Below are 22,819 nucleotides of genomic sequence, written 5' to 3' on the forward strand. Positions count from 1 at the left end.
GATGACGAAACTTACATTGGGCCCGATCGCCTATCACTGGTCGGCCGACCAACGCCGGGATTTCTATGCGCGTGTCGCCGACGAAGCTCCGGTGGATGAGGTCTATCTGGGCGAGGTCATCTGTTCAAAACGCGCCCCGTTCCAAGAGGCTGACCTGCCGTCCATTATCGAAAGGCTCGAACGGGCGGGCAAAAAGGTGATTTTGTCCTCCTTGGCCGAAGTGATGCTGAAGCGAGAGCGCAAGGCCACCGAAGACCTGTCTGAGATGGAGTCGCCCGAGATCGAAATCAACAACGCTGCGGGACTGTATGCACGCGGTACGCGACCGCATCGCATCGGCCCATTCATGAATGCCTATAACGAGGCCACAATCCGCTGGATGGCGTCAAAGGGGGCGACGCATGTCTGCCTGCCCACCGAGTTGCCAGCGCCCTCGATCGCCGTCGCGGCGCGAATGGCGCGCGACTTGGGTCTCGGGGTTGAAGTGCAGGTCTTTGGCCGGGCGTCGCTGGCCGTTTCGGCGCGGTGCTATCACGCGCGCTCGCACGGGCGGACAAAGGACAATTGCCAATTCGTCTGCGAAGAAGACCCCGACGGGATGCCACTGCGTACGAGGGATGAGCAGCCGATCCTGCGCATCAACGGGATCCAGACCCAATCCGAAGGGTATCTGATCCTGCTGCAGGAACTGCCCCAACTGGTTGCCGATGGTGTGAGCCATCTGCGATTGATGCCGCAGGCCGTCGACATGGTCACCGTCGCTGAGGTTTACCGGGCGCTGTTGGATCAAAGCATGTCGACCGAGGCGGCCGAAGCCCGGTTGCGGCAGGTTTGTGCAGATACGCCGTTCAGCAATGGGTTCTATCACGGTCAAGCCGGCTATCGCAGGATAGCCCAGGCGTCCCTTGCATGATCGGAAACCATGCTGTCCTCGCCTCATCGGATCATGTTTCCTGCGGCGGGGGCAGCTGCCCTTCTGGGGGTGAGCGGCCTGTTTCTGGGGCAGGATTTCATCACCCATTGGTCGCCGTTGCCGGGGCTGTACGCCTGGCATGCGCATGAGATGTTGTTCGGCTTCGTCGGCGCGGCATTTGCGGGCTATTCGCTGACGGCGATGCGCAGCTGGTCGGGGGGCGATTCTGTCTCGCCAACCGGCACATTGTTGCTGTTTGCGATTTGGGCGATGTCCCGGTTTGCCGCCATCGGTGCGCTTGGGGGCGAACCCATGTTCATCGTCCCAATGGGCACGGCGTTCTTGCTCTTTCTCGCCGGTCGTCTCGCTTGGGCTGCACTGCGCGCGCGCGCGGTTGCCGGAGGTCTGCAGGCGCTTTTCGCCCTTTTGTTGTTCATCTGCCAGATTGCCTTTCTAACTGGGTCTGCGCCGTCCTTCTCCTCAGTTTTGCTTGTGGCACTTTTAGTGTCGGTTGTCGGTGGGCGCATGATCGCTGCTTTCACATGGAATTGGACGCACCAAAGCCCAACCGCCGCGCAAAAGTTTCGGTGCGCGAGGGCATTGGGGGACGCTTCGGCGGCAGCTCTGGCTTTGACTGCGGTGCTTTTCGGACTTGTTTCCGTCGCCGATGGTCCGCTTATCGGCGTCCTTCTTGTGATCTGCGCCGGGTGCGAAGGTGGGCGTCTGTGGCTCTGGCATTCAACGGCAGTTCTTCAGGATGGATTGCTGGCGATGCTTCATATTGCCTTTGCGTGGTTGCCCGCTGGTCTGTCCCTGTTGGCGGCTTCGCTGTACTTCCCAGACTTGCTGGCGGCGCATGATGCGTTGCACGTTCTGACCGTCGGAGCGGTCAGCTGCGCGATCTATGCCGTAGCTGCCCGTGCGGTCGCGCGCCGTTGCGGCCGGCTGCGCCCCAGCGCGATCGATGGTATTGGATACGCTTTGCTGTGCCTTGCCGCGGTTTTGCGGACGTCCTCTGCAGACGCGCCCGCGGCCCTGGCTTGGGGAGCATGTTGGGCCGTGTTCCTCTGGCGGCACGTCCAAGCGTTGGGCCGCCCGCTCGAGCGACCCGTGTTCAGCGGTCGGGCCAGCAACAGGATAGATCCGGGCGTCGCCGATCAGTTGCCCTGATTGCGTGCCTCGAGCCGTTCAAGGTTCACGACGGTCGACAGCATCAGCCGGTCATGGCTCCAGTCCTGAGTCTGGCGGATCGTGGCTGCACCCAAGGCCAGGAGAACAGCGAACAACAGGGCTGAACCCAGGAACATTGCCGGCAACGGTGCCGAGAACGAGGGCGCATCGGCCAGCGCGATCACGCGCTGTTTCAGAACCCGTTTGGCCTTGCCACCAGAGACCAGCGCCACGTTCAAAACCCGTGGCCGGCCTTGTGCGACGGTGCGGGCGCAATAGTTCAGCAGGCAATCGGTATAGTCGCGCGCGTCGATCCCGCGCCGGGTGACGACGGACTGGTCGCAGGCCAGTTCGCGCAATCGGCTGAACTGGTATTTCAACACCCAGTAGGCAGGGTTCCAGAACAGCAGCGGTCGCACGGCCTCAAACGCAATCTCCCATTCGACATCCCGGGCGCGAACGTGCTGCAATTCATGCGCCAGGGCAAATCGCAGTTCACGGGGGGTGTCCAGTAGATGGCTGGGCAGAACAACGTGGCGACGACGCGCCCCGCGCACGGCAAATGGAACCGTGATCCGATCGGACAAGCGGATGTCCACGTTGGCCGAACGCCGCCACAGGAAGCTGGAAACCACCGTATCGCGGATCGCCAGCGCATCCCGGACGGTGCGGACCAGCATCCGGAGGGCGGCCAGGGCCAGCAGCACCAGCACGGCCGTCACAAGGGCGCTTTGTCCGGACAGAACCGTGTCGACCCAACGTTCGCGCGTGTTCAGCAGAGCTTCGAATTGTGTAGCCGGCATCGCGATTTCACCGCGCAAATACGCCGCTACCGCAATATCACCGATGGAAACGGCCTGACCCGGCCAGAAAAAACCGGCGGCTGCCGTGACCCCAAGGGCCAGAACAGGGCTGAGCATGACGCAGACGCAAAGAACCTTCAGCACGCGCAGCTGTGTCATGTAGTCGTGCCGCAGACGCGTTCGGGCCACGGCCATGCGGGCGCACAGCCAGATGAGTGCTGAAAGAACCAGCACCACGTTCAGGTCGAGAAATACATCGAGAACCGGTTTAACCGCTGTCATTTTGCAGTCTCCTCTCTACCAGTGCTCGAATTTCCTCCAGATCAGCTTCGGTCAGGCCGGCGTCGTCGACAAGTCGTGCCACCAGCGAGGCCGGGGTGTCATCGAACAACGTGCGGGACAGGTTCTGCAGCGACCGCGCCTGATAGGTGTCCTTCTCAAGCAGCGGACGGTAGATCAGGGTTTTGCCATTCTTGCGGCTTTGGACAAATCCCTTTTCATCCAGGATACGCAGGATCGTCGCGCCCGAGGTGTAGGCTAGGTTCCGCTCGGGCGGCAGCCGGTCCAGCACGTCGCGCACCGAGCCTTCGCCAAGTGCCCAGAGCTCGTTCATGAACTCCAGTTCAACCTCGGTCAGCAGATTTCCTGTCTTTCTCTTTCGCATCGGTCTCGGTGTCACCATTTTGCCTGTTATGCTTGCCAGACAAGCATCCTTTCGCGGTTACGCAAAGCCTAAACTTTCCAGAAAACGAAAATGCCCCAGCCGATCGACAGGAAAAGCGGGGTCCAGACCGGTTGGCCGACCAGCCCCAGCCACGCCAGAAAGATGTAGGCCGAACCCAGCAGGGTGATGAACAGCCGGTCGCCCAACGTGGTGGTCAGGCCCAGCACGCCCCGGCGTTCGATCCCGTCGCGGAACTTGACCACCTCGAGCACGCCGATCAGGGCGATGGCCGAGAAGATGCCCACGAAAACCGCCAGCGTTGCCGGGGTCCAGGCCATCCAGAAATCGGGCCACAACGGGTCGGTCCATGAAAAGCCCTTGGGTTCTTCCTGACCGACATTGCCCCAGCCGGCCTTGGCTTGCGCCAGCGCCGAGGACGGGGCGAGCAGGGAGAGGGAGAGAAGGAGTTTGCGCATGTCGAACCTCATACACGTCCCATCGCGAAGCCGCGCGCGATGTAGTTGCGGACAAACCAGATGACGATGGCGCCGGGGATGATGGTCAGGGTGCCGGCGGCGGCCAGCAGGCCCAGCTCGTAGCCGGCGCTGGACGCGGTGCGGGTCATCACGGCGGCGATGGGTTTGGCCTCGACCGCCGTCAGGGTCTTGGCCAGCAGCATTTCCACCCACGAGAACATGAAGCAGAAGAACGCCGCCACGCCAACGCCCGCCTTGATGTTGGGCAGGAAGATCGTGACGAAGAACCGGGGGAAGGAATAGCCGTCGACATAGGCGGTTTCATCCAGCTCTTTCGGAATGCCGCGCATGAAACCTTCCAAGATCCATACCGCCAGCGGCACGTTGAACAGCGTGTGCGCCAGTGCCACCGCCAGGTAGGTGTCGAACAGATGGATCGACGAATACAGCTGGAAGAAGGGCAGGGCGAACACGGCCGCCGGGGCCATGCGGTTGGTCAGCAGCCAGAAGAACAGCTGCTTGTCGCCCAGGAACCGATAGCGCGAGAACGCGTAGGCCGCAGGCAAGGCTACGCAGACCGAAAGCACCGTGTTGATCGTCACGTAGGTGATCGAGTTGATATAGCCCCAATACCACGTCGGATCGGTGAAGATGGTGATGTAATTCTCCAGCGTAAAGGTCTGGGGAAAAAGGGAAAAGCCTGAAAGGATCTCGTTCGTTGTCTTGAAGGACATCGCCACCAGCCAATAGATCGGCAGCATCAGGAACGCGATATACAGGATCGGGATGAGAGACCGCTTCTTCATTGCGCGTCATCCTTTGTCATGAGGGTGTAGAAGACCCAGGAAACCAGCAGCGTGATGGCGAAATAGATCAGGCTCATCGCGGCCGCGGGGCCAAGGTCGAACTGTCCCAGCGCGATCTTCACCAGGTCGATCGACAGCAGGGTGGTCGAGTTGCCGGGGCCGCCCCCGGTCAGAACGAAGGGTTCGGTGTAGATGTTGAAACTGTCCATGAATCGCAGCAGCACCGCGATGGTCAGAACCGTCTTCATCTTGGGCAGTTGGATATAGCGGAACACCGACCAGGGGCTTGCCCCGTCGATCTTGGCCGCCTGGTAATAGGCGTCGGGGATCGACACCAGGCCCGCATAGCACAGCAGCACCACCAACGAGGTCCAGTGCCAGACATCCATCACCACGATGGTGATCCAGGCCGACAGCGGCTGTTGGGTCATGTCATAGTTGATGCCCAGCACGTCGTTCAGGAAATACCCCAGCAGGCCGATCTTGGGCAGGGTGAAGATGTTCCACATCGAGCCGACCACGTTCCACGGGATCAGCATCGGCAGGGCCATCAGGACCAGGCAGACCGGCACCCAAAAGCCCTTGCGCGGCATCGACAGGGCCACGATGATGCCCAGCGGCACCTCGATCATCAGGATCAGCGCGGTGAACAGGAACTGCCGCCCCAGCGCCGCCTGGAACCGGTCAGACCGCAGGATCTGTTCGAACCAACCCAGTCCTTCCCAGAAGAACTGGTTGTTGCCAAAGGTTTCCTGCACCGAGTAGTTGACCACCGTCATCATCGGCACCAGCGCGTTGAACGCCACCAGCGCCAGCACCGGCAGGACAAAGAACCACGCTTTCTGGTTTTCCGTTCTCATCGGGCGCGCTCCTCGGTTGCGATCCAGCCGTCGCGATACACGCGCGTCTGTTCAGGTTTGAATTTCAGAAAGACTTGCGATCCGGGCTCGGGGGGCGCGTGTTCGGTCACCGCCTTCAACGCGGTGTTGCCGACCATGGCACTGACCACAAAATGCCGGCCGATATCGGCCACCTTGGTGACATGGGCCGGAATGCCCTCGGGGCCAAAGCCCACATATTCGGGCCGGATGCCCAGATCGGTGCGGCCGCCGCTGCCGCTGACCGGACCTTCCAACACCACCTCATGCCCTTCGAACAGGGCGCGGTCGCCGCGGGCCTCGCAGGGCAGAACGTTCATGCCGGGCGAGCCGATGAAATGGCCCACGAATGTGTGCTGCGGGCGCTCGAACAGCTCGACCGGGGTGCCGATCTGGACCACTTCGCCTTCCTGCATCACCACGACCTCGTCGGCGAAGGTCAGGGCTTCGGTCTGGTCGTGGGTGACATAGATCATCGTCGCCTGGACGCGCTGGTGCAGCTCTTTCAGCTTGGACCGCAGCTTCCATTTCAGATGCGGGTCGATCACGGTCAGCGGCTCGTCGAACATCACCGCGTTCACGTCGTCGCGGACCAGACCGCGCCCCATCGAGATCTTCTGCTTGTTGTCGGGGCTGAGGCCGCTCGCGCGGGTGTTCAGCATGTCGATGACATCCAGCATCTCGGCGATCTCGTCGACGCGGCGCTTGATCGTCGCCGGATCGACGCCGCGGTTCTTGAGCGGAAAGGCCAGGTTCTCGCCCACGGTCATCGTGTCGTAGATCACAGGAAACTGGAACACCTGCGCGATGTTGCGCTGATCAGGGGGCAGGGCGGTTACGTCGCGGTCGTCGAACAGGATCTGCCCCTCGGACGGGGTCAGCAGGCCCGAGATGATGTTCAGCAGCGTGGACTTGCCGCAGCCCGACGGCCCAAGCAGAGCATAGGCCCCGCCATCACGCCAGGTCACGTCGATTTCTTTCAGCGCATAATCCTGTGGGCCTTGCGGCGATGGCATGTAGCTGTGTTTGAGGTTTGCAAGCTTGATCTGTGCCATGTCAGGCCACCCTTTTGCCGTCTTGGCCGAAATACCGGCAATGGGCCGGGTTCATGTAGAATGTGTGGTCCTCGCCCACTTGATAGGGGTGGACCCCTGCAGCCAGAGACACCCAGGCGTCCTCGCCATGTTGGAAATGCGCGCTGGAGTCGGACCCGGACAGCTCGGTCACGATCACGCGACCGGTCAGTTCAACGTCGTCGTCAGAAGCCTTGAGCGGAGTAACACGGTGCGGACGCACGGCGACCATGTATTCGCCATCGGCAATCCCGGTCACAGTCCATCCGCCTCCACCGGCCAAGCGCGCTTGGGCACCGGCGACCGTGACGCGGGCCACGTTGATGGGCGGGTCAGAAAACACCCGCGCGGCGGCGAGGTTTTCGGGATTGCGATAGATGTCCGCCGTCGGGCCGAACTGGGTCACGCGGCCGTCTTCCATCAAGGCGGTGTAGCCGCCCAGCAGCAGCGCCTCTTCGGGTTCGGACGTGGCATAGACCACCACGGCGCCGCGCCCGGCGAACAGCTCGGGCAACTGCTCGCGCAATTCCTCGCGCAGCTTGTAGTCCAGGTTGGCTAGTGGCTCGTCCAGGAACACGGCGCGGCTGTCCTTGGCGATGGCGCGGGCCAGTGCGGTGCGTTGCTGTTGGCCGCCTGACAGTTCATGCGGACGACGGTGCAGCATCGGGCGCAGTTGCAGCAGGTCGGCGGCCTCTTCCACGCGGCCTTCGATCTCGGATTGCGCCATTCCGGCAACGCGCAGGGGCGATGCAATGTTGTCGAATACAGTCATATGCGGGTAGTTCACGAAGAACTGGTGCACGAGGCTGATCTTGCGTTTTTGTGTGCTCAGCCGGGTCACGTCCTGCCCATCCATCAGAACTTTGCCCGAGGCAATCGGATCCAGGCCGGCCATCATCTTGATCAGAGAGGTCTTGCCCGACCCGGTCGCGCCCAGCAGCACGTTGAAATGGCCGGTCTGCAGCGTCAGGGACGTGGGTTTGATATGGGTAACGGTGCCGACCCGCTTGGTTGCGTTTTGTAGTTCGATCATGTCCGTGGGTTCCGATCCCGCAGCGCGTGGCAACGCTGTTTGGTCTTGGTTGGTAAGGGGCGCCGGTACCGGCGCCCCCCGGGGAGTAGTGGCTTACTGGGACTGCCAGCGTGCCACCAGTTCGTCGTAGTTGACGGTCTGGCCTTGCGGCTTCTCGTTCTCCAGCTTGGCTTTCGGCGCGCCCGGCTTCTCCAGCCAGAAGGCCGGATCCTGCGGTTCGTTCAGGCGCGGACCACAGCCGCCATAGACGCCGGCGCTTTCATCCGCGGCCTGCATGCGGGCCATGGTGATGTCCATCTCTTCAGCCAGACGGTCCATCGCCTCTTGCGGGGTGAAGGCGCCCGAGTTCACGTCACCGATCTGCTGCCACCAGATTTGGGCCAGCTTCGGATAGTCGGGAACGTTGATGCCGGTCGGCGACCACGCCACACGGTCGGGCGAGCGGTAGAACTCGACCAGGCCACCCAGCTTGGGTGCGCGTTCGGTGAACGACTCGTGGTTGACCGAGCTGTCGCGGATGAAGGTCAGACCCACATGGGACTTCTTCACATCGACAGTCTTGGACGTCACGAACTGAGCGTACAGCCACGCGGCCTGTGCCCGATCCGACGGGGTGGACTTCAGGAAAGTCCACGATCCCACATCCTGATAGCCAACCTTCTGGCCTTCTTCCCAATAGGGGCCATGCGGGCTGGGCGCCATCCGCCACAGCGGGTTGCCCTCATCATCGACGGTATTGTTGCCTTCGGACTTGGGCTTGACCATGTCGGCGGTAAAGGCCGTGTACCAGAAAATCTGTTGGGCCACGTTGCCTTGCGACAGAGCGGGCAGCGACTGGTAGAAGTCGTAGGACGCCGCACCCGGAGGCGCATAGGCCCGCAGCCACTCGTCCCATTTGCGGATCGCGTAAACGGCCGCCGGGCCGTTTGCGGCACCGCCCCGCGACACCGAGGCGCCGACCGGGTTACAGGTGCCCGCTTCCATGCGGATGCCCCATTCGTCAACGGGTACACCGTTCGGTTCGCCCTTGTCGCCGGCACCGGCCATCGACAGCCAGGCGTCGGTCATCCGCCAGCCAAGGTCAGGCGCGCGCTTGCCGTAGTCCATGTGGCCATAGATCGCGACACCGTCGACTTCCTTCACGTCATTGGTGAAGAATTCAGCGATATCCTCGTAGGCAGACCAGTTGACCGGAACGCCCAGATCATAGCCGTATTTTTCCTTGAATGCGGCCTTGTTGGCTTCGTCATCGAACCAGTCCTTGCGGAACCAGTACAGGTTGGCGAATTGCTGGTCGGGCAGCTGGTACAGCTTGCCGTCGGGACCGGTGGTGAACTGGATACCCATGAAGTCATCCAGGTCCAGCGTCGGCGAGGTTGTCGCCGCCCAATCACCCGCCATCATATCCGACAGGGGATAGGCCAGTTGCAGGCGCGAGTGCGTACCGATCAAGTCACTGTCGTTGACATAGCCGTCATACAGGTTCCGTCCGGTCTGCATCTGCGTCTGAACGGCCTGAACGACCTCACCTTCACCAAGGATCTGGTGGTTGACCTTGATGCCGGTGATTTCCTCGAACGCCTTCGTCAGAACTTCGGATTCATACGAGTGGGTCGGGATACCTTCGGACAGAACGTTGATCTCCATCCCGGCATACGGTTCGGCAGCCTTGATGAACCACTGCATTTCCGCCATCTGCTCGTCTTTCGACAAGGTGGATGGTTGGAATTCATCGTCGACCCAGCGCTGTGCTGCGGCTTCGTCGGCCCAAACAGGACCGTGCCCCGCAATGACGGCAGCCGCCGCCACTGCGGACAAAAGATGTTTCCGCATCTTTCTCCTCCCAAAATTTATGGTTCTCCGGCGCGAACCGGATGACGAACAGCATCAGCGATTTTTCGCGAGTCTGTCAAACTAAAAAATTAGTAAATGGCGAAATTGGCCTGTTCGACCCAACGAATTCAACGACTATAGAATTGAAAATATATGGTTTTTATCCCACCCGACGTGGCGTCATCGGCTAGGCGAAAAGAGCATACCAATGACGCTTCGTTATGGATTTTTTGGCGTCACCGCTTGGTCGAGCTGCAAATCTGGATGCAGAAAGTCGCCGCAGTGGTAGCGCGCGATTTGCGTTTCTCGGGGGCGAAAATGGCAGCCCGTAGGGGAATCGAACCCCTCTTTCCAGGTTGAAAACCTGGCGTCCTAACCGATAGACGAACGGGCCACGTCAGCATTGCCCAAGCACAAGTGGCAGCCCGTAGGGGAATCGAACCCCTCTTTCCAGGTTGAAAACCTGGCGTCCTAACCGATAGACGAACGGGCCACGCTGGCTTGTGGAGGGCCTTTTACGGATTACGCCCCCCACCCGCAAGACGAAAAACGCACGGCCAGGAAACTTTTTTGCGGGTCAAAAAAGGCAGTGGCGTCAGCGGTCAATTTGCTTCGGCCGCGTCTTCCAGGCGCAACTGCACGCTTTGCCTGCCACCCCATGTATTGACCTCGAGCCGACCGGCAAAATGGAACCGCGCGCCACCGTGATTTGACAGCCTTTCGCCCATCGGTCCGTCAAAGGCACCAAATGCAATCGCGTCCAGCCCACCACCCATTCCGTCCGACAGCGACAGCTTCAGATGGGTTTCTCCGACCCGCTTGGCAAAGCGGACCTGCAGGTCGGGCATTGCAAATCGAGGGGCAGGGGCCCCGGCGCCAAATGGGCCGGCCTGCTCGATCTTTTCGATCAGATCAACCGAGGCCGCCCCGGGCATCAGCGCACCGTCCAGCTTGAGGTCGGCAGGACCGGCTTGGCCCGCCCCCTGTTTTGCCAGCAACTCCGAGAGTCTCTCCATCGCCGGTTCCAGCTGGTCGCGCATCACGGTCAGACCTGCGGCCATCTTGTGACCGCCGCCCTTGACCAACAAACCCTCGGCGGCCAACCGGTGGATTGATGCGCCAAGATCGACACCCGAGACCGAACGGCCCGAGCCTTTGCCTTCGTCACCGTCGAAACCAATCACGACGGCGGGACGATTCGACGCCTCTTTCAGGCGAGCCGCCACGATCCCAACGACGCCGGGATGCCAGCCGTCACCTGCAGCCCACACCAGCGGCGCATCCAATCCACGTTCTTCGGCCTGCGCCAGCGCTGCGGCGCGGACCGCATTCTCGATGTCGCGCCTTTCGGTATTCAGGTTATCAAGGCGCCGGGACAAGGCCTCGGCCTCGGTCACCGAGTCGGTGCTGAGCAGCCGCGCGCCGAGGTCTGCCTGCCCGACCCGGCCGCCGGCATTGATGCGCGGCCCAAGCAGAAAACCCAGGTGGTAACTGTTGGGCGCCGAATCCATGCGCGCCACTTCGGACAGCGCAACCAGTCCGGGGCGTTGCCGCTGCCCCATCACTTTCAAACCCTGCTGAACCAGCGCCCTGTTGACCCCGATCAGAGGTGCCACGTCTGCCACGGTCGCCAGCGCGACCAAATCCAGCATCGCCATCAGGTCCGGGCCTTGGGCGTTGGCCTCGCGCAGTTGGCGCCCGGCCTCGACCAACATCAGAAAGACAACGGTTGCAGCACACAGATGGGCCAGGTCACCGCTTTCATCCTGGCGGTTGGGGTTCACCACGGCCACGCAATCCGGCAGCGTTTCGGCGCCCAGGTGGTGATCGAGAACGATCACATCGGCCCCCTTGGCTGCGGCAATTGCTTCGTGGCTTAGCGTGCCGCAGTCAACGCAGATGATCAGATCATGCGTTTCAGCAAGCTGGCTCATGGCGGGGGCGTTGGGGCCATAGCCCTCGTCGATACGATCGGGCACATATAAGGTCGCCTGACGCCCCATCTGCCTGAGCCAAACCAGCAACAGGGCTGCCGAGCTGCCGCCGTCGACATCATAGTCGGCGAAAACGGCGATGCGCTGGTTGTCCCGTACCGCTTTCAGGAACCGCGTTGCGGCGATCTCCATGTCGCGCAGGCTGCGAGGATCGGGAAGAAGGTCGCGCAGTTTTGGAGACAGAAAGCTCTCGGCCTCCATCGGCGGGACACCTCGCCGTGCCAGCACCTGGCACAGGGGGCGGGGCAGGTCGGTCTGCTGGGCCAGCATCTCGGCGGCCCGGTCCAATTCAGGCGATGGACCAATCCACCGGCGGCCCGTCAAAGACTGTTCAACACCCAGAAAGCTCAATCCACTTCTCCTGAAAAGGGCCGAATCCTGTCGGACCCGGCCCTTGAATGGTTGTGTCTGCGGGCCGCTCAGCCTTCGACATGCGGCCAAATGGGGGTGCGGTAGGACATGCGCCGCACCGATCCGGTTTTCGAGCGCATCAGCAGGGTCGTCGTCTCGACCCAACCCGGTTCCCGCTTGATCCGCGGCAGCAGCGACCCGCCGGTGACACCGGTCGCCGCAAAGATCACATCTGCGGTGACCATCTCGTCGCGGGCATAGACACGATCCAGATCGGCAATACCGGCTTTGGCCGCCCGACCGCGTTCGTCATCATTGCGGAACATCAGGCGTCCAAAGATCTGGCCACCCATGCATTTCAGCGCGGCGGCCGCCAGAACGCCTTCGGGCGCGCCACCCTGGCCCATGTACATGTCGATGCCGGTCGTCTCGGACTCGGCACAGTGCATGACGCCAGCAACGTCCCCGTCGGTGATCAGGCGGATCGCAGCGCCGGTTTCGCGCACCTCGGCTATCATCGCCTCATGGCGCGGACGTTCCAGTATGCAAACGGTAATGTCCTCGGGGGTGCATCCTTTGGCTTTGGCCAGCGCCTCAACCCTTTCCCGCGGGGACATGTCCAGTGTCACCACGTTATCGGGGAAGCCCGGCCCGATCGCCAGCTTGTCCATGTAGACGTCCGGCGCGTGCAGCATCGAACCGCGCGGACCCATCGCGATGACGGTCAAGGCGTTGGGCATATCTTTTGCGGTCAGCGTCGTACCCTCGAGCGGGTCCAGAGCGATGTCCACGCCCGGGCCGTTGCCGGTGCCGACCTCTTCGCCGATATACAGCATCGGCGCTTCGTCGCGTTCGCCTTCACCGATGACTACCACGCCAGCGATATCCAGCAGGTTCAGCTGTTCACGCATCGCGTTGACCGCGGCCTGGTCGGCGGCTTTCTCGTCTCCGCGTCCGACCAGCGAGGCCGAGGCCAGAGCGGCCTGCTCAGCCACGCGCGCAAGTCCAAGGGACAGAAGGCGGTCGTTGAAATCGATTTTGGCAGCGCTCATGCGATGTAATCCTTTGGTAAAGCGAAGACGTCCTGACTGGCATAGCCTGCTCGTGGCGCAGGCCGCAAGGGTTCAAACCTGCTCGATACGCAGAGCTACCGGTTCGCCCGCAACCACATCCGTGGTGCGCAAGTCCTCCAACGCAACGTCCAGCGTGGCGCGTGTGGTCTTGTGTGTAACGATCAGTACCGGTGCCGTGTCCTCGGCATGTGCGTATTGGCGCATCCGGTCGATTGAAACGCCGGCATTGCCCAGAATCGCGGCCACCTTGGCCAGCGCACCTGGTTTGTCCAGCAATGCAAGGCGCAGATAATAAGGGGCAGGCAGGCCGGTGATTGCGGGCTTGGAGTCGACCAGCGACGTGGCGGGTTGACCAAAGGTGGAAATCCGCAGGCCCCGAGCCAGGTCGCAAACATCCCCCATCACCGCACTGGCCGTCGGGCCTTCGCCAGCGCCGGGTCCGCGCAAAACGATCTGTTCGACGGCGTCGCCCTCAATGACCACCATGTTGGTGCCGCCTTCCAGCTGCCCCAAAGGCGAGTCACTGGGTACCAGGCAGGGTTGCATCCGTTGTTCAAGCCCGCGCGGCGTGCGCTGCGCAACGCCCAACAGCTTGATGCGGTAGCCCATATCGTCGGCCTGATGGATGTCATCCAGGCTGATATGCTGAATGCCCTCGATCTCGATCCCGTCGAAATTCGGCTTTGTTCCAAACGCGATAGAGGCCAACAGCGCCAACTTGTGCGCCGCGTCGATGCCGCCAACGTCAAGGTTGGGATCCGCTTCGAGATACCCCAACTGAGCGCACTCCTCGAACAGGGCGTTGTAGCCCAGACCCTGCGACTGCATTCGGGTCAGGATATAGTTGCAGGTGCCATTCATCACGCCCATGACGCGCTTGATGTCATTCCCGGCCAACCCTTCGGTAAGGGATTTTATGACCGGAATTCCTCCGGCCACGGCGGCCTCGAACCGGATCACACGGCCTGCGGCCTCGGCCTGTTCCGCCAATGCCTGGCCGTGAATGGCCAGCAGCGCCTTGTTTGCGGTGACCACATCCTTGCCGCTGGCCAATGCCGCCTCGACCGAGGCCTTTGCCGGGCCATTTTCACCCCCCATCAGCTCGACGAACACATCGATGTCGTCGCGCTTGGCCAAGGCCACAGGGTCGGTTTCCCACGCGAAGCCGGACAGGTTCACCCCGCGATCTTTGGCGGCGTCGCGCGCCGAAACGGCAACGATCTCGATCGGACGACCAGTGCGTGCTTGGAGCAATTCGGCATGACGGCGCACGATCTTGACGACGCCCACACCCACGGTTCCCAAGCCAGCAATTCCAAGCCGTAGCGCCTGTGTCATTCCGTGGGTTCCTTTCCGCTCGAAGTCTGCCTGTTGGACGCAAGGTCCTTTGTCGGCTGCCATAGCTGGTTCAACGCGGCGGTGCAATCCGTCAGGGACAGAGTTGTTGCGCAGTGGGCGAGCGTACGGGGCTTACTGGGTCTCGGCGTTCTGGAGTGCCTGTGCCTTTTGCGACAGCCGCTCGGCCCGTTGTTCCAATTCTTCTTCCACGGCGGCTGCCTCGTTCACCGGGTCGACGGGCGGCACGTTGACCTGGGTCAACGGGATCAGCTTGGGGTAGGGCGCGGCCTTTACCGAGGCCGCTTCGCTTCCCTCCAACTCGGGAATATCTGCGCACGCGGCCAACAGGAGCAGCGGCAGGATGACGGAAACAGCTTTCATTTCGCGACCCGAACAGTGAGGAACCTGAACGTGATGCACTTTTTGCATGAACGGTTCAAGCGGGGTTCTATATGAACGTACGTTCATATACGATGGATCCATGGCACGTACTCAAGGCTCTCATTCCGATATCACCGGGCCCCGCATTCGCGAGGCCGCCCTGGGATTGTTTGCACGGCATGGCTATGCCGCTGTTTCCATGCGTCAAATCGCGGGGGAGGTCGGAGTGCAGGCCGGCGCGCTCTACAATTACACTCCGGACAAGCAAAGCCTTCTGTTCCGCCTGATGCAGGACCACATGCAAGAGCTGCTGGCGGCCTATGAAGCGTTGGAACCACAGGCGGATGCATTGGGTGCCTTGCGGCAATTCGTGGGTTTCCACATCCGGTTTCACATGCAGCGACCCGACGAAGTGTTCATCGCCTACATGGAGCTGCGAAATCTGACGCCTGAAAACTTCGCCGAAATCGAAAAGCTGCGCCGACGGTATGAGGATGCGTTACAGAGCATCCTGCTGGCCGGCCAGAAGGACGGTCTATTCTCTGTTCAGGATGCGAAGATCGCGACGCTAGCGGTGATTGCCATGCTGAATGGTGTCATGACGTGGTACAGGGCCGGTGGACGGCTTTCGCTGGACGAGGTCGAGCAGATTTATTGGGATATGGTACGCAAGGCGGTCGCGGCCTGATTGGCCGCGCCACGTTACCGGTTGTCTGGAGTCAGTGCGCCGGCTTGATGAAAGTACCGTTGCGCAACTCCCGAAACGCCTGCTCGAGTTCGGCACGCGTGTTCATCACGATCGGGCCATGCCATGCTACCGGTTCATTGATCGGCGCACCCGAGATCAACAGGAATCGCACGCCTTCAGGCCCGGCCTGAACGGTTATTTCGTCTCCGGTGCCAAACCGCACCAGCGTCCGGTTGCCCGACATGTCGCGAATGTTCAGCTCTTGCCCGGCGACTTCCTTCTCAAGCAGAACGCCGGTCGGCTGCGAGGCGTCGGCGAAAGCGGCCTGCCCATCGAAAACATAGGCGAAAGCACGGCGATAAGTATCTATCTTGAATGTCTTTTTCACCCCTGCAGGAATCGATAAGTCCAAGTATTGCGGGTCCGCGGCGATACCGTCCACCGGCCCGGTCTTACCCCAGAACTTGCCGACGATGACCCGCACCGTGGTGCCATCATCATCGATCACTTCAGGAATGTCCTTGCCCTGAACGTCCTGGTACCGAGGAGCCGTCATCTTTTGAGCCGAGGGCAAGTTGCCCCACAGCTGAAACCCATGCATCTGCCCGGATGCATTTCCCTTGGGCATTTCCTGATGCAGAATTCCGGACCCCGCCGTCATCCACTGGACGTCTCCGGCACCCAGTTGGCCGCTGTTGCCCAGCGAGTCGCTGTGATCGACGGTTCCCGACAGCACGTATGTGATGGTTTCAATGCCGCGGTGGGGGTGCCAGGGAAAGCCGGCCTGGTAGTCCTGCGGGTGCTCGTTGCGGAAGTCATCAAACAAAAGGAAAGGATCCAGTTCGGACGGATCCTGAAATCCAAAAGCGCGGTGAAGCTTTACACCAGCGCCTTCCATCGTCGGAACGGCCTTGCGGGTTTCGAGTGTTGGTCTGAGCGACATTTGGATCTCCTGTCTCTGGACCCGTTATCTAATTTTCGCTGAAGTACGGTCAATTCGCGAGAAAGCACTGCCTCTGTGCAAAATTGCGCCGGGTGAGTCTTGGCCTGTTGCTTGACGCTGAAAGCGGGTATGGGGGGCAGGCAAAGGCGGAGTTGGAAATGCAAGAAGACGTACTGGCAACGATTCAGGCTTCATCGGCACGGCGGTGGATGGGGGTGGGAATGCTCGTCACCGTGGGCGCGTTCGTGACTTATGTCGCCTTGGCCGCACCGCCAGCGCCGGAATGGCAGCTGTTCCTGTTCGTGGTCGGAGGCGGCGCGCTTTGGCTTGCGCATCGCGTCTGGCATGCGACTGCGGACCGGATCGAGCTGACGCGCACGGAATTGCGGACAGGCAGCGGCAAGCTGATTGCCGAGGTTGGTGAAATCGAAGGGGTGGATCGGGGTGTATTCGCCTTCAAGCCGTCAAACGGCTTTCTGCTGACGACCCGTAGCAAACGGGGCAGGGCTTGGGCCCCGGGCCTTTGGTGGCGCGTCGGGCGACGTATTGGCGTCGGCGGCATGACGTCCGCCGCTGAGACCAAGTTCCTGTCAGAAATGCTTTCCGCGATGCTGGCCGAGGCAGAATAGCTCTCAGCACCCGCCCGGTGCGTCGATCTTGTCGTAGACGCGCGGGTGGGTGAATACGAAATTGTCCATGGCGAATTCGTTTTCGCCGTATCCGATGCGGAAGGGACGGCGATAGAAGTCCTTCACTTCGACCAGGATCATCTTGCCGTTGTCCGGCATGATGGGCAGCTTGTCCCGGATTTCGCTGATGGTGCCATCGGTCCACTCCTCGAAGCTTTCGCCGCGAACACAGGACCACTGCACATAGTGCCGGTCATCCGGCAGGTCGAAGCGAAGGAACGAGATGCGCATCGACACGTCGGAGCGGTCCGACATCATCTGCTGCAGCAGGTCGTACAGCGTATCCATATAGGTCGCGTTGATGTCATTGCGTTCGCGGGAAATGACGTCGGCGATCGCATAAGACGCCTTTAGATTCCGCGAGCTCTGTTTGTATCCGTCGAAGAACGTATATGACGCACACATGCCCCAGAAGAGCAGGGGATAGATCATCACGGCCTCGATACTGATCACGCCGGATTCCTTGCGGGAAAACCGTTTCAGATACCGGACAGCCAGCGAGAAGATTGAGCGATCAGGTCGGTTCATAGACAAACACCGTTGTTGCGTGCAATTCGTACCTACCGTTGGGCTTTTTCCGCGCGATGGTTCCCAAAACAGTTCCCCACCACAGTGGCTTGACCTCCACGCAGGCTCGGACAATCATCAGTTCGTCTGACGTGCCAGGCTCGAATATCTGGCTGTTGCGGATCGTTGCCGGAGTATCGATGCAGTAGGGGTTGGGATCCAAAGTGTTCCCCACAAACGGGTCGACGCGGGTCAATTCTAGGATCAGGTTCTCCTCACACTTCGGGATATAGCCTGCCTTGTCGCAGACGATGTCCTTCAACAGAGTGTGGGTCCAGCCGTCCTGAACGTTGGTGGTATACTTGTCCAGGTTGTTCAGGCGAACGTCGCGGATCGTTTCGTCCAGACCACGCTCGAGATTGGCGTGGTTGAAGGCCCCGATTCCGACTTCGACGGCCGAATAGGTCGTCATGATGAAGATGGGGAACCAGAAGACGAACTCGATCGTCGCCATCCCATCTTCTTTCCGCCGGAACGTGCGGAATTGATGAAGCAAACGCTTGATCATTGGGTCAGCCTCAAATTGCGGATGGTCGATCCGATCGATGCAAATACGTCGACGATTTCGTCACCGGTCGCCTCGTAGTAGGCGCCATCATCGCTTTTGCAGTCTTTCAGAAGGGCCTTGCCCTGATCGGGAGCTTCGAAAGCGATAGTGAAGACTACGATGCCATTGGCGCGAGCGGCGGCACACATTGCGCGCGCGCGCGGGTCCTTGGTGCCCGACCCGATCGAAGTGACCGCGTTGTTGTACCAGGTGTTGCCTTTCGTGCTCCCCAGCGCTTCGCGGAACAGGTCGCGGATCGCGCGACGGGTCGTGCGTTCCCAGACCTGAGCCCAGGTCAGGTTGACCGATGTCGCGGGGTCGCCATTGTTGTCCAGAACAGTGCGGGTCTCGCTTCTGCTGTAGTCAAAGTTGTAGCAGACGCCGCCGGACCGGTAGGTGCACCGATAGACAGTATACTCGTCGTTGCCATAGGGATCGTCCTGCCAGATCTCGCGACCCCAGTACCAACCCTTGCTGCTGTCCCATTCGGTATAGTCGACATCGTGCCAGAAGTACTTCTCGGTCTCGTAGTCATAGGTCGAATAGGTGGACTTTTTGGCATTCCACCACAGAATGGACGTACCCTCACGGTAGGGGTCGTTTACCATGTATTGTGTGGTGTTCGCGCCGTCCGTCATCAGCACCAGAACCTTCATCGAGTCGTTGCTGGAGTAGCTGTTGGGACGGGTGGCGAACTCTGCAGGCACTTCGTCACCCGCCAGGCGTGCGATCACCGGCTGAATGCTTTCGTCAAGCAGGGCAAGACCCCATTTCAGACCGACGTCGATCGACGTGTTTCCGCCGGCCGTAAAACTTTCGATGTGATCTTTGAGAACCTGCGGATCCTTTTGCAGGACGGAGACCTCACGGTTGGCGAGTTCGTCACAGACTTCGCTGTAGACGTAGCCGTTGCTGGGGCGCCGGTCATAGGTGCTCCACGGCGTGAAGTGCAGTGTGCGTTGGCGGATCGTATCGGGGTCCAGCGCGGTGGTGTTGAACTCGCTGCTGGTGAAGTTGATGCAGTTTGCCCGGTTATTGGTGCCGGTCGTGCTGAATTCGTCCATCAGATAGTCGGGCAGCGACACCTGAGTTGCGTATGGGATGATCGAGATCGACAGCTTCCCGTCCTCGGTCTTGTCCGCCATCTCTTGCACGAAGTTTTTGGCCGCCACTTTCAGGTTGGCCAGGCGATTGTAGCTGTTCATCGAGCCAGAGACGTCGAGGACCAAAGAAATCTCAACATCATCAATGGCTTCTTCGGCGACGCTGGTTGCCGCGCTCACAATCGAGTCGACATCCCACCACTGCATGAAGTGCATGCCGACATCCATCTGGGCGCTCGCTTCGACCTTGCGGTAGCCTTCGATCGTAACGGCAGTCGCGCCGCAGACATTCGGCGTCACGATGGGTTCACCAACGAGGTACTGATCCAGGCCTTCTTTCTTAAGATAGTCGACGACCACGTCCTTGGGGCAGAGGTCCTGGTCGAGGTCCGCCGCCGCCAGAACGGCGCGATCCAGCGCGTATTGCAGGCGCGCACGTTCGCGATCGTACCGCATAACGTCCACGGCGAAGCCCGCCGCGGTGAAGATGATCATCATCAGGAAGAGGGCGAAGATGGTCATCGTCCCGCTTTCCGAGGTCACGAAAGACTCGACGGAGCCCCGGCAGCGGTCTGCCTGGCGCGGTTTCCCCGACCGTTTCGATGTCCATTCAAAATTGCGCATAACGAAATCCTTTTGCCGGCCAAAAGCAGCGAAGCCAGTTCTTCGGAACTTTAATAATTTAGATGTGGATCGTGGCGAGAATTGGGCGTGATCGTCACTATGGTGCTCTTTTTGAATGAAAATCGGCGGCAGTCTGGCTGGGAGGGGCATCTTTGTTTCGTTGCTCGGGACAATTTCTGGAAATCGTAAATGTCCGCGACTCGGCTCGGTTGGTCGAAACGCGCTGTTCATAAATTGATGAAAAAAAGTGCAAATCTCGATTGCAGCCGCTTGCCAAGGGTGCGACAAAACGTCATGACGCTCGACGTCAACCGGCATGGAGGATTTTATGACGGCCATCAAGGAACCCAGCTTTCGGGAGAGTGTAGATCTGATGTTCAACAGGGCGGCTGCCCTGATGGATCTTCCACCCGGACTTGAGGAAAAGATCCGGGTCTGCAATGCGACCTACACCGTTCGGTTTGGCGTGCGTCTGCGGGGGCAGATACATACTTTCACCGGCTATCGCTCGGTTCATTCCGAGCATATGGAGCCGGTAAAAGGCGGTATCCGCTATGCGATGGCCGTGAACCAGGACGAGGTCGAGGCGCTTGCCGCGCTGATGACCTACAAGTGCGCTTTGGTCGAGGCTCCGTTTGGCGGGTCCAAGGGCGGCCTGCGTATCGACCCGCGCAAATACGAGGAGCATGAGCTGGAGCAGATCACCCGCCGTTTCGCCTATGAGTTGGCCAAGCGCGACCTGATCAACCCGTCGCAGAACGTCCCGGCCCCTGACATGGGCACCGGCGAGCGTGAAATGGCTTGGATGGCTGACCAGTATGCGCGGATGAACACCACAGACATCAACGCGCGGGCCTGCGTGACCGGCAAGCCGTTGAATGCCGGCGGCATCTCGGGCCGGGTCGAGGCGACGGGGCGTGGCATCCAATACGCGCTGCGAGAATTCTTCCGGCATCCGGAGGACGTCAAAAAGGCTGGCATGTCAGGCTCGCTGGACGGCAAGCGGGTCATCGTTCAAGGCCTCGGCAACGTGGGTTATCACGCGGCCAAGTTCCTGAGTGAGGAAGACGGCTCTCTGGTTGTGGGCATCATCGAACGTGACGGTGCGATCTATAACCCCGAGGGGATCGACGTCGAAGCGGTTCACCAGTGGATCGTCAAACATGGCGGCGTGAACGGCTACCCTGATGCAACGCACACCGCCGAGGGCACTGCTGTGCTGGAAGAGGAATGTGACATTCTGATCCCGGCCGCGCTGGAGGGCGTGATCAACCTGTCCAATGCCGAGCGCATCAAGGCGCCGTTGATCATCGAGGCCGCGAACGGTCCGGTGACTGCCGGGGCCGACGAAGTGCTGCGCAAGAAGGGCACCGTTATTATTCCTGACATGTATGCGAACGCTGGCGGTGTGACGGTCTCGTATTTCGAGTGGGTGAAGAACCTCAGTCACATCCGTTTCGGTCGGATGCAGCGCCGTCAGGAAGAGGCACGGCACGAGCTGATCGTGAAAGAGCTGGAACGGCTAGACCGCTATCTTGGCGATGCATGGTCGATGTCTCCGGACTTCAAGGCCAAATACCTCAAAGGCGCGGATGAGCTTGAGCTGGTGCGCTCGGGTCTGGATGACACGATGCGCATCGCCTACCAGGCCATGAGCGAGGTCTGGCATGATCGCGACGACGTCGATGACCTCCGCACCGCGGCTTACATCGTGTCCATCGACCGTGTGGCCAAGAGCTATCGGGCCAAGGGCCTCTGACGTCTCGGAAACCGGGCAATCGGGCTTTGACAAAAAGTCCGGTTGCCGCACATCCTGCGCTGGAGTTCAGGCAGTGAAACCAGCGAGGATCTCATGCAAATTACCCGTTCTGCAGCTTGGGCCGCGGCGATTGGGTCCGCGACCCTGGCGCTTGCGACTGCTGCCATCGCCCAACCCCGACAGGGCTGGACGCCGACTGTGGAAGGGTTGGCTGTCTATCAGGGCAGCGCCGATCTTGAGGACGGCGGTGATTTCAGCGCATCGCGCGCATTTCTTCGGGCAGGCGGCATTTACAGCTATGGTGACGGGTCCTTTGTGGGTTTGCTGGCGAGTTTCGGTCAGTTTTCTTACGATTTCGGGTTGCCCGGAAACCAGCCGTGGGGCGACATCCGCGACATTCGCCTGAGCGTTCCATTGCGTTTCACTCTGGACAACGGGGCTGCGGTGATCGTCTCGCCCCAATTGAGATGGGACTATGAGACCGGCGCCAGTGCCTCGGACGGTTTCACCTATGGTGCTTTCGCCGGCATTTCATGGGCGGTGAACCCCAATCTGCGCATCGGCCCGGCATTTGGCGTGTTCTCTGAGGTTGGAACAAACGACCTCGAAGTCTTTCCCGCGCTTCTGGTCGACTGGACCTTTGCCGAGCGCTGGCGTCTGAGTACCGGGAGCGCGCTGGGGGCCACTCAAGGCCCCGGCGTCACATTGGAATACAAGGCTTCGGAAAGTGTCAGCGTGGGGCTTGCCGTTCGGTCCGAGCGGGTCCGCTTTCAGCTGAACGATAACGGGTTGGCACCGGGCGGCGTGGGCGAGGACAGCAGCATTCCGGTTGTTCTGTCGGTCGAATACGCGCCAAACCCCGGAGTTTCGCTGTCGGCATTTGCAGGCGCCGAGTTTGACGGCGAGTTGCGCCTGGACAACGCGGCAGGGCAAGAGGTCAGCCGGCAGGGCTATGATACCGCTCCGATCGTTGGCTTTGCCTTCCGTCTGCGGTTCTGAGGGCGAACTTGTTTGCGACCGGTTTGGTCGCGCGTTGACAAGTTCTTGTCGAAAACGGATGCGGAGCCCCGAGCCCGGATTGCTACTCCTGTTGGCAGTTGGTTTGATGCCAGC

At 60.7% G+C, this 22,819-nt stretch carries 22 protein-coding genes and 2 tRNA genes; 6 read left to right on the top strand and 18 right to left on the bottom strand.

The features are described 5' to 3' along the window. Window position 1: 1 nt before the first annotated feature. Window positions 2-913, top strand: a complete 912-nt coding sequence (ubiV, locus tag ACR3EK_RS05685; protein ID WP_170357487.1) for a ubiquinone anaerobic biosynthesis protein UbiV — start codon at window positions 2-4, stop codon at window positions 911-913. A gap of 9 nt (window positions 914-922) precedes the next feature. Then, a complete protein-coding gene (locus tag ACR3EK_RS05690) occupies window positions 923-2,083 on the top strand; it encodes an NnrS family protein (RefSeq protein ID WP_480632900.1) in 1,161 nt (386 codons plus the stop codon). On the opposite strand, the gene ACR3EK_RS05695 is transcribed toward ACR3EK_RS05690, so the two are convergent. From ACR3EK_RS05695 to ACR3EK_RS05760, 14 genes are all read right to left on the bottom strand, one after another. Beyond that, window positions 2,071-3,168 (bottom strand): M56 family metallopeptidase, encoded by a 1,098-nt coding sequence (locus ACR3EK_RS05695; RefSeq protein ID WP_170598168.1) that lies wholly within the window; start codon window positions 3,166-3,168, stop codon window positions 2,071-2,073. The two genes, ACR3EK_RS05690 and ACR3EK_RS05695, sit on opposite strands and share 13 nt — an antisense overlap. Further along, complete coding sequence (locus ACR3EK_RS05700) at window positions 3,155-3,550, bottom strand: BlaI/MecI/CopY family transcriptional regulator (protein WP_170339764.1); 396 nt, start codon at window positions 3,548-3,550, stop codon at window positions 3,155-3,157. Before ACR3EK_RS05700 ends, ACR3EK_RS05695 begins: the two co-directional genes overlap by 14 nt. Before the next feature lie 68 nt (window positions 3,551-3,618). Then, entirely contained in the window at window positions 3,619-3,888 is a 270-nt protein-coding gene (locus ACR3EK_RS05705) for a DUF2160 domain-containing protein (protein ID WP_370797609.1), read from the bottom strand. A 146-nt stretch (window positions 3,889-4,034) separates the two neighbouring features. Next, window positions 4,035-4,832, bottom strand: a complete 798-nt coding sequence (locus ACR3EK_RS05710; RefSeq protein ID WP_170339760.1) for a carbohydrate ABC transporter permease — start codon at window positions 4,830-4,832, stop codon at window positions 4,035-4,037. Continuing rightward, window positions 4,829-5,692 carry a carbohydrate ABC transporter permease gene (locus ACR3EK_RS05715; RefSeq protein ID WP_005983941.1) on the bottom strand — a complete coding sequence of 288 codons (864 nt, stop codon included), beginning with the start codon at window positions 5,690-5,692 and terminating at the stop codon, window positions 4,829-4,831. Before ACR3EK_RS05715 ends, ACR3EK_RS05710 begins: the two co-directional genes overlap by 4 nt. Continuing rightward, window positions 5,689-6,765 carry an ABC transporter ATP-binding protein gene (locus tag ACR3EK_RS05720; RefSeq protein WP_480632901.1) on the bottom strand — a complete coding sequence of 359 codons (1,077 nt, stop codon included), beginning with the start codon at window positions 6,763-6,765 and terminating at the stop codon, window positions 5,689-5,691. The genes ACR3EK_RS05715 and ACR3EK_RS05720 overlap by 4 nt, the downstream gene beginning before the upstream one ends. A 1-nt stretch (window position 6,766) precedes the next feature. Further along, window positions 6,767-7,816 carry an ABC transporter ATP-binding protein gene (locus ACR3EK_RS05725; RefSeq protein ID WP_170357492.1) on the bottom strand — a complete coding sequence of 350 codons (1,050 nt, stop codon included), beginning with the start codon at window positions 7,814-7,816 and terminating at the stop codon, window positions 6,767-6,769. A 93-nt stretch (window positions 7,817-7,909) separates the two neighbouring features. Beyond that, window positions 7,910-9,649: an ABC transporter substrate-binding protein gene (locus tag ACR3EK_RS05730; RefSeq protein ID WP_170339174.1), complete on the bottom strand. Its 1,740-nt coding sequence runs from the start codon at window positions 9,647-9,649 to the stop codon at window positions 7,910-7,912. Between the two features lie 319 nt (window positions 9,650-9,968). Beyond that, a tRNA-Glu gene (locus ACR3EK_RS05735) sits at window positions 9,969-10,043 on the bottom strand. A 24-nt stretch (window positions 10,044-10,067) separates the two neighbouring features. After that, window positions 10,068-10,142, bottom strand: a tRNA-Glu gene (locus ACR3EK_RS05740). A 109-nt stretch (window positions 10,143-10,251) separates the two neighbouring features. After that, window positions 10,252-11,994 carry a single-stranded-DNA-specific exonuclease RecJ gene (gene recJ, locus ACR3EK_RS05745; RefSeq protein WP_480632902.1) on the bottom strand — a complete coding sequence of 581 codons (1,743 nt, stop codon included), beginning with the start codon at window positions 11,992-11,994 and terminating at the stop codon, window positions 10,252-10,254. A gap of 68 nt (window positions 11,995-12,062) precedes the next feature. Beyond that, window positions 12,063-13,046 carry a class II fructose-bisphosphatase gene (gene glpX / locus ACR3EK_RS05750; RefSeq protein ID WP_170366893.1) on the bottom strand — a complete coding sequence of 328 codons (984 nt, stop codon included), beginning with the start codon at window positions 13,044-13,046 and terminating at the stop codon, window positions 12,063-12,065. A gap of 72 nt (window positions 13,047-13,118) precedes the next feature. Continuing rightward, window positions 13,119-14,405 (bottom strand): homoserine dehydrogenase, encoded by a 1,287-nt coding sequence (locus tag ACR3EK_RS05755; protein WP_170371483.1) that lies wholly within the window; start codon window positions 14,403-14,405, stop codon window positions 13,119-13,121. A 132-nt stretch (window positions 14,406-14,537) separates the two neighbouring features. Next, window positions 14,538-14,786 (bottom strand): hypothetical protein, encoded by a 249-nt coding sequence (locus ACR3EK_RS05760; protein ID WP_170339166.1) that lies wholly within the window; start codon window positions 14,784-14,786, stop codon window positions 14,538-14,540. A 100-nt stretch (window positions 14,787-14,886) separates the two neighbouring features. On the opposite strand from ACR3EK_RS05760, the gene ACR3EK_RS05765 reads away from it, so the two are divergent. Continuing rightward, a complete protein-coding gene (locus tag ACR3EK_RS05765) occupies window positions 14,887-15,474 on the top strand; it encodes a TetR/AcrR family transcriptional regulator (RefSeq protein ID WP_170339745.1) in 588 nt (195 codons plus the stop codon). A 31-nt stretch (window positions 15,475-15,505) separates the two neighbouring features. Here ACR3EK_RS05765 and ACR3EK_RS05770 read toward each other — a convergent pair whose 3' ends face one another. After that, window positions 15,506-16,417, bottom strand: coding sequence for a pirin family protein (locus tag ACR3EK_RS05770; RefSeq protein WP_480632903.1), 912 nt, complete (start codon window positions 16,415-16,417; stop codon window positions 15,506-15,508). 158 nt (window positions 16,418-16,575) lie between these two features. Between ACR3EK_RS05770 and ACR3EK_RS05775 the strand changes: the two genes are divergently transcribed. After that, complete coding sequence (locus ACR3EK_RS05775) at window positions 16,576-17,046, top strand: hypothetical protein (protein ID WP_170339740.1); 471 nt, start codon at window positions 16,576-16,578, stop codon at window positions 17,044-17,046. Between the two features lie 3 nt (window positions 17,047-17,049). Here ACR3EK_RS05775 and ACR3EK_RS05780 read toward each other — a convergent pair whose 3' ends face one another. From ACR3EK_RS05780 to ACR3EK_RS05790, 3 genes are read right to left on the bottom strand one after another with little or no spacing between them, the layout of a single operon-like run. Further along, the gene (locus tag ACR3EK_RS05780) at window positions 17,050-17,634 is read right to left on the bottom strand and encodes a TadE/TadG family type IV pilus assembly protein (protein ID WP_480632904.1); all 585 of its coding nucleotides are present in this window, start codon (window positions 17,632-17,634) and stop codon (window positions 17,050-17,052) included. Then, window positions 17,621-18,127, bottom strand: coding sequence for a TadE/TadG family type IV pilus assembly protein (locus ACR3EK_RS05785; RefSeq protein WP_254439036.1), 507 nt, complete (start codon window positions 18,125-18,127; stop codon window positions 17,621-17,623). Before ACR3EK_RS05785 ends, ACR3EK_RS05780 begins: the two co-directional genes overlap by 14 nt. A 50-nt stretch (window positions 18,128-18,177) precedes the next feature. Beyond that, a complete protein-coding gene (locus tag ACR3EK_RS05790; protein WP_480632905.1) occupies window positions 18,178-19,845 on the bottom strand; it encodes a Tad domain-containing protein in 1,668 nt (555 codons plus the stop codon). A 430-nt stretch (window positions 19,846-20,275) separates the two neighbouring features. On the opposite strand from ACR3EK_RS05790, the gene ACR3EK_RS05795 reads away from it, so the two are divergent. Both ACR3EK_RS05795 and ACR3EK_RS05800 read left to right on the top strand, forming a co-directional pair. Continuing rightward, complete coding sequence (locus ACR3EK_RS05795; RefSeq protein ID WP_093961747.1) at window positions 20,276-21,706, top strand: Glu/Leu/Phe/Val family dehydrogenase; 1,431 nt, start codon at window positions 20,276-20,278, stop codon at window positions 21,704-21,706. 93 nt (window positions 21,707-21,799) lie between these two features. Further along, on the top strand, window positions 21,800-22,705 hold the full coding sequence (locus ACR3EK_RS05800) for a hypothetical protein (RefSeq protein WP_480632906.1): 906 nt from the start codon (window positions 21,800-21,802) through the stop codon (window positions 22,703-22,705). Window positions 22,706-22,819: the final 114 nt, after the last annotated feature.

This window comes from Ruegeria sp. BC8, from assembly GCF_056535705.1.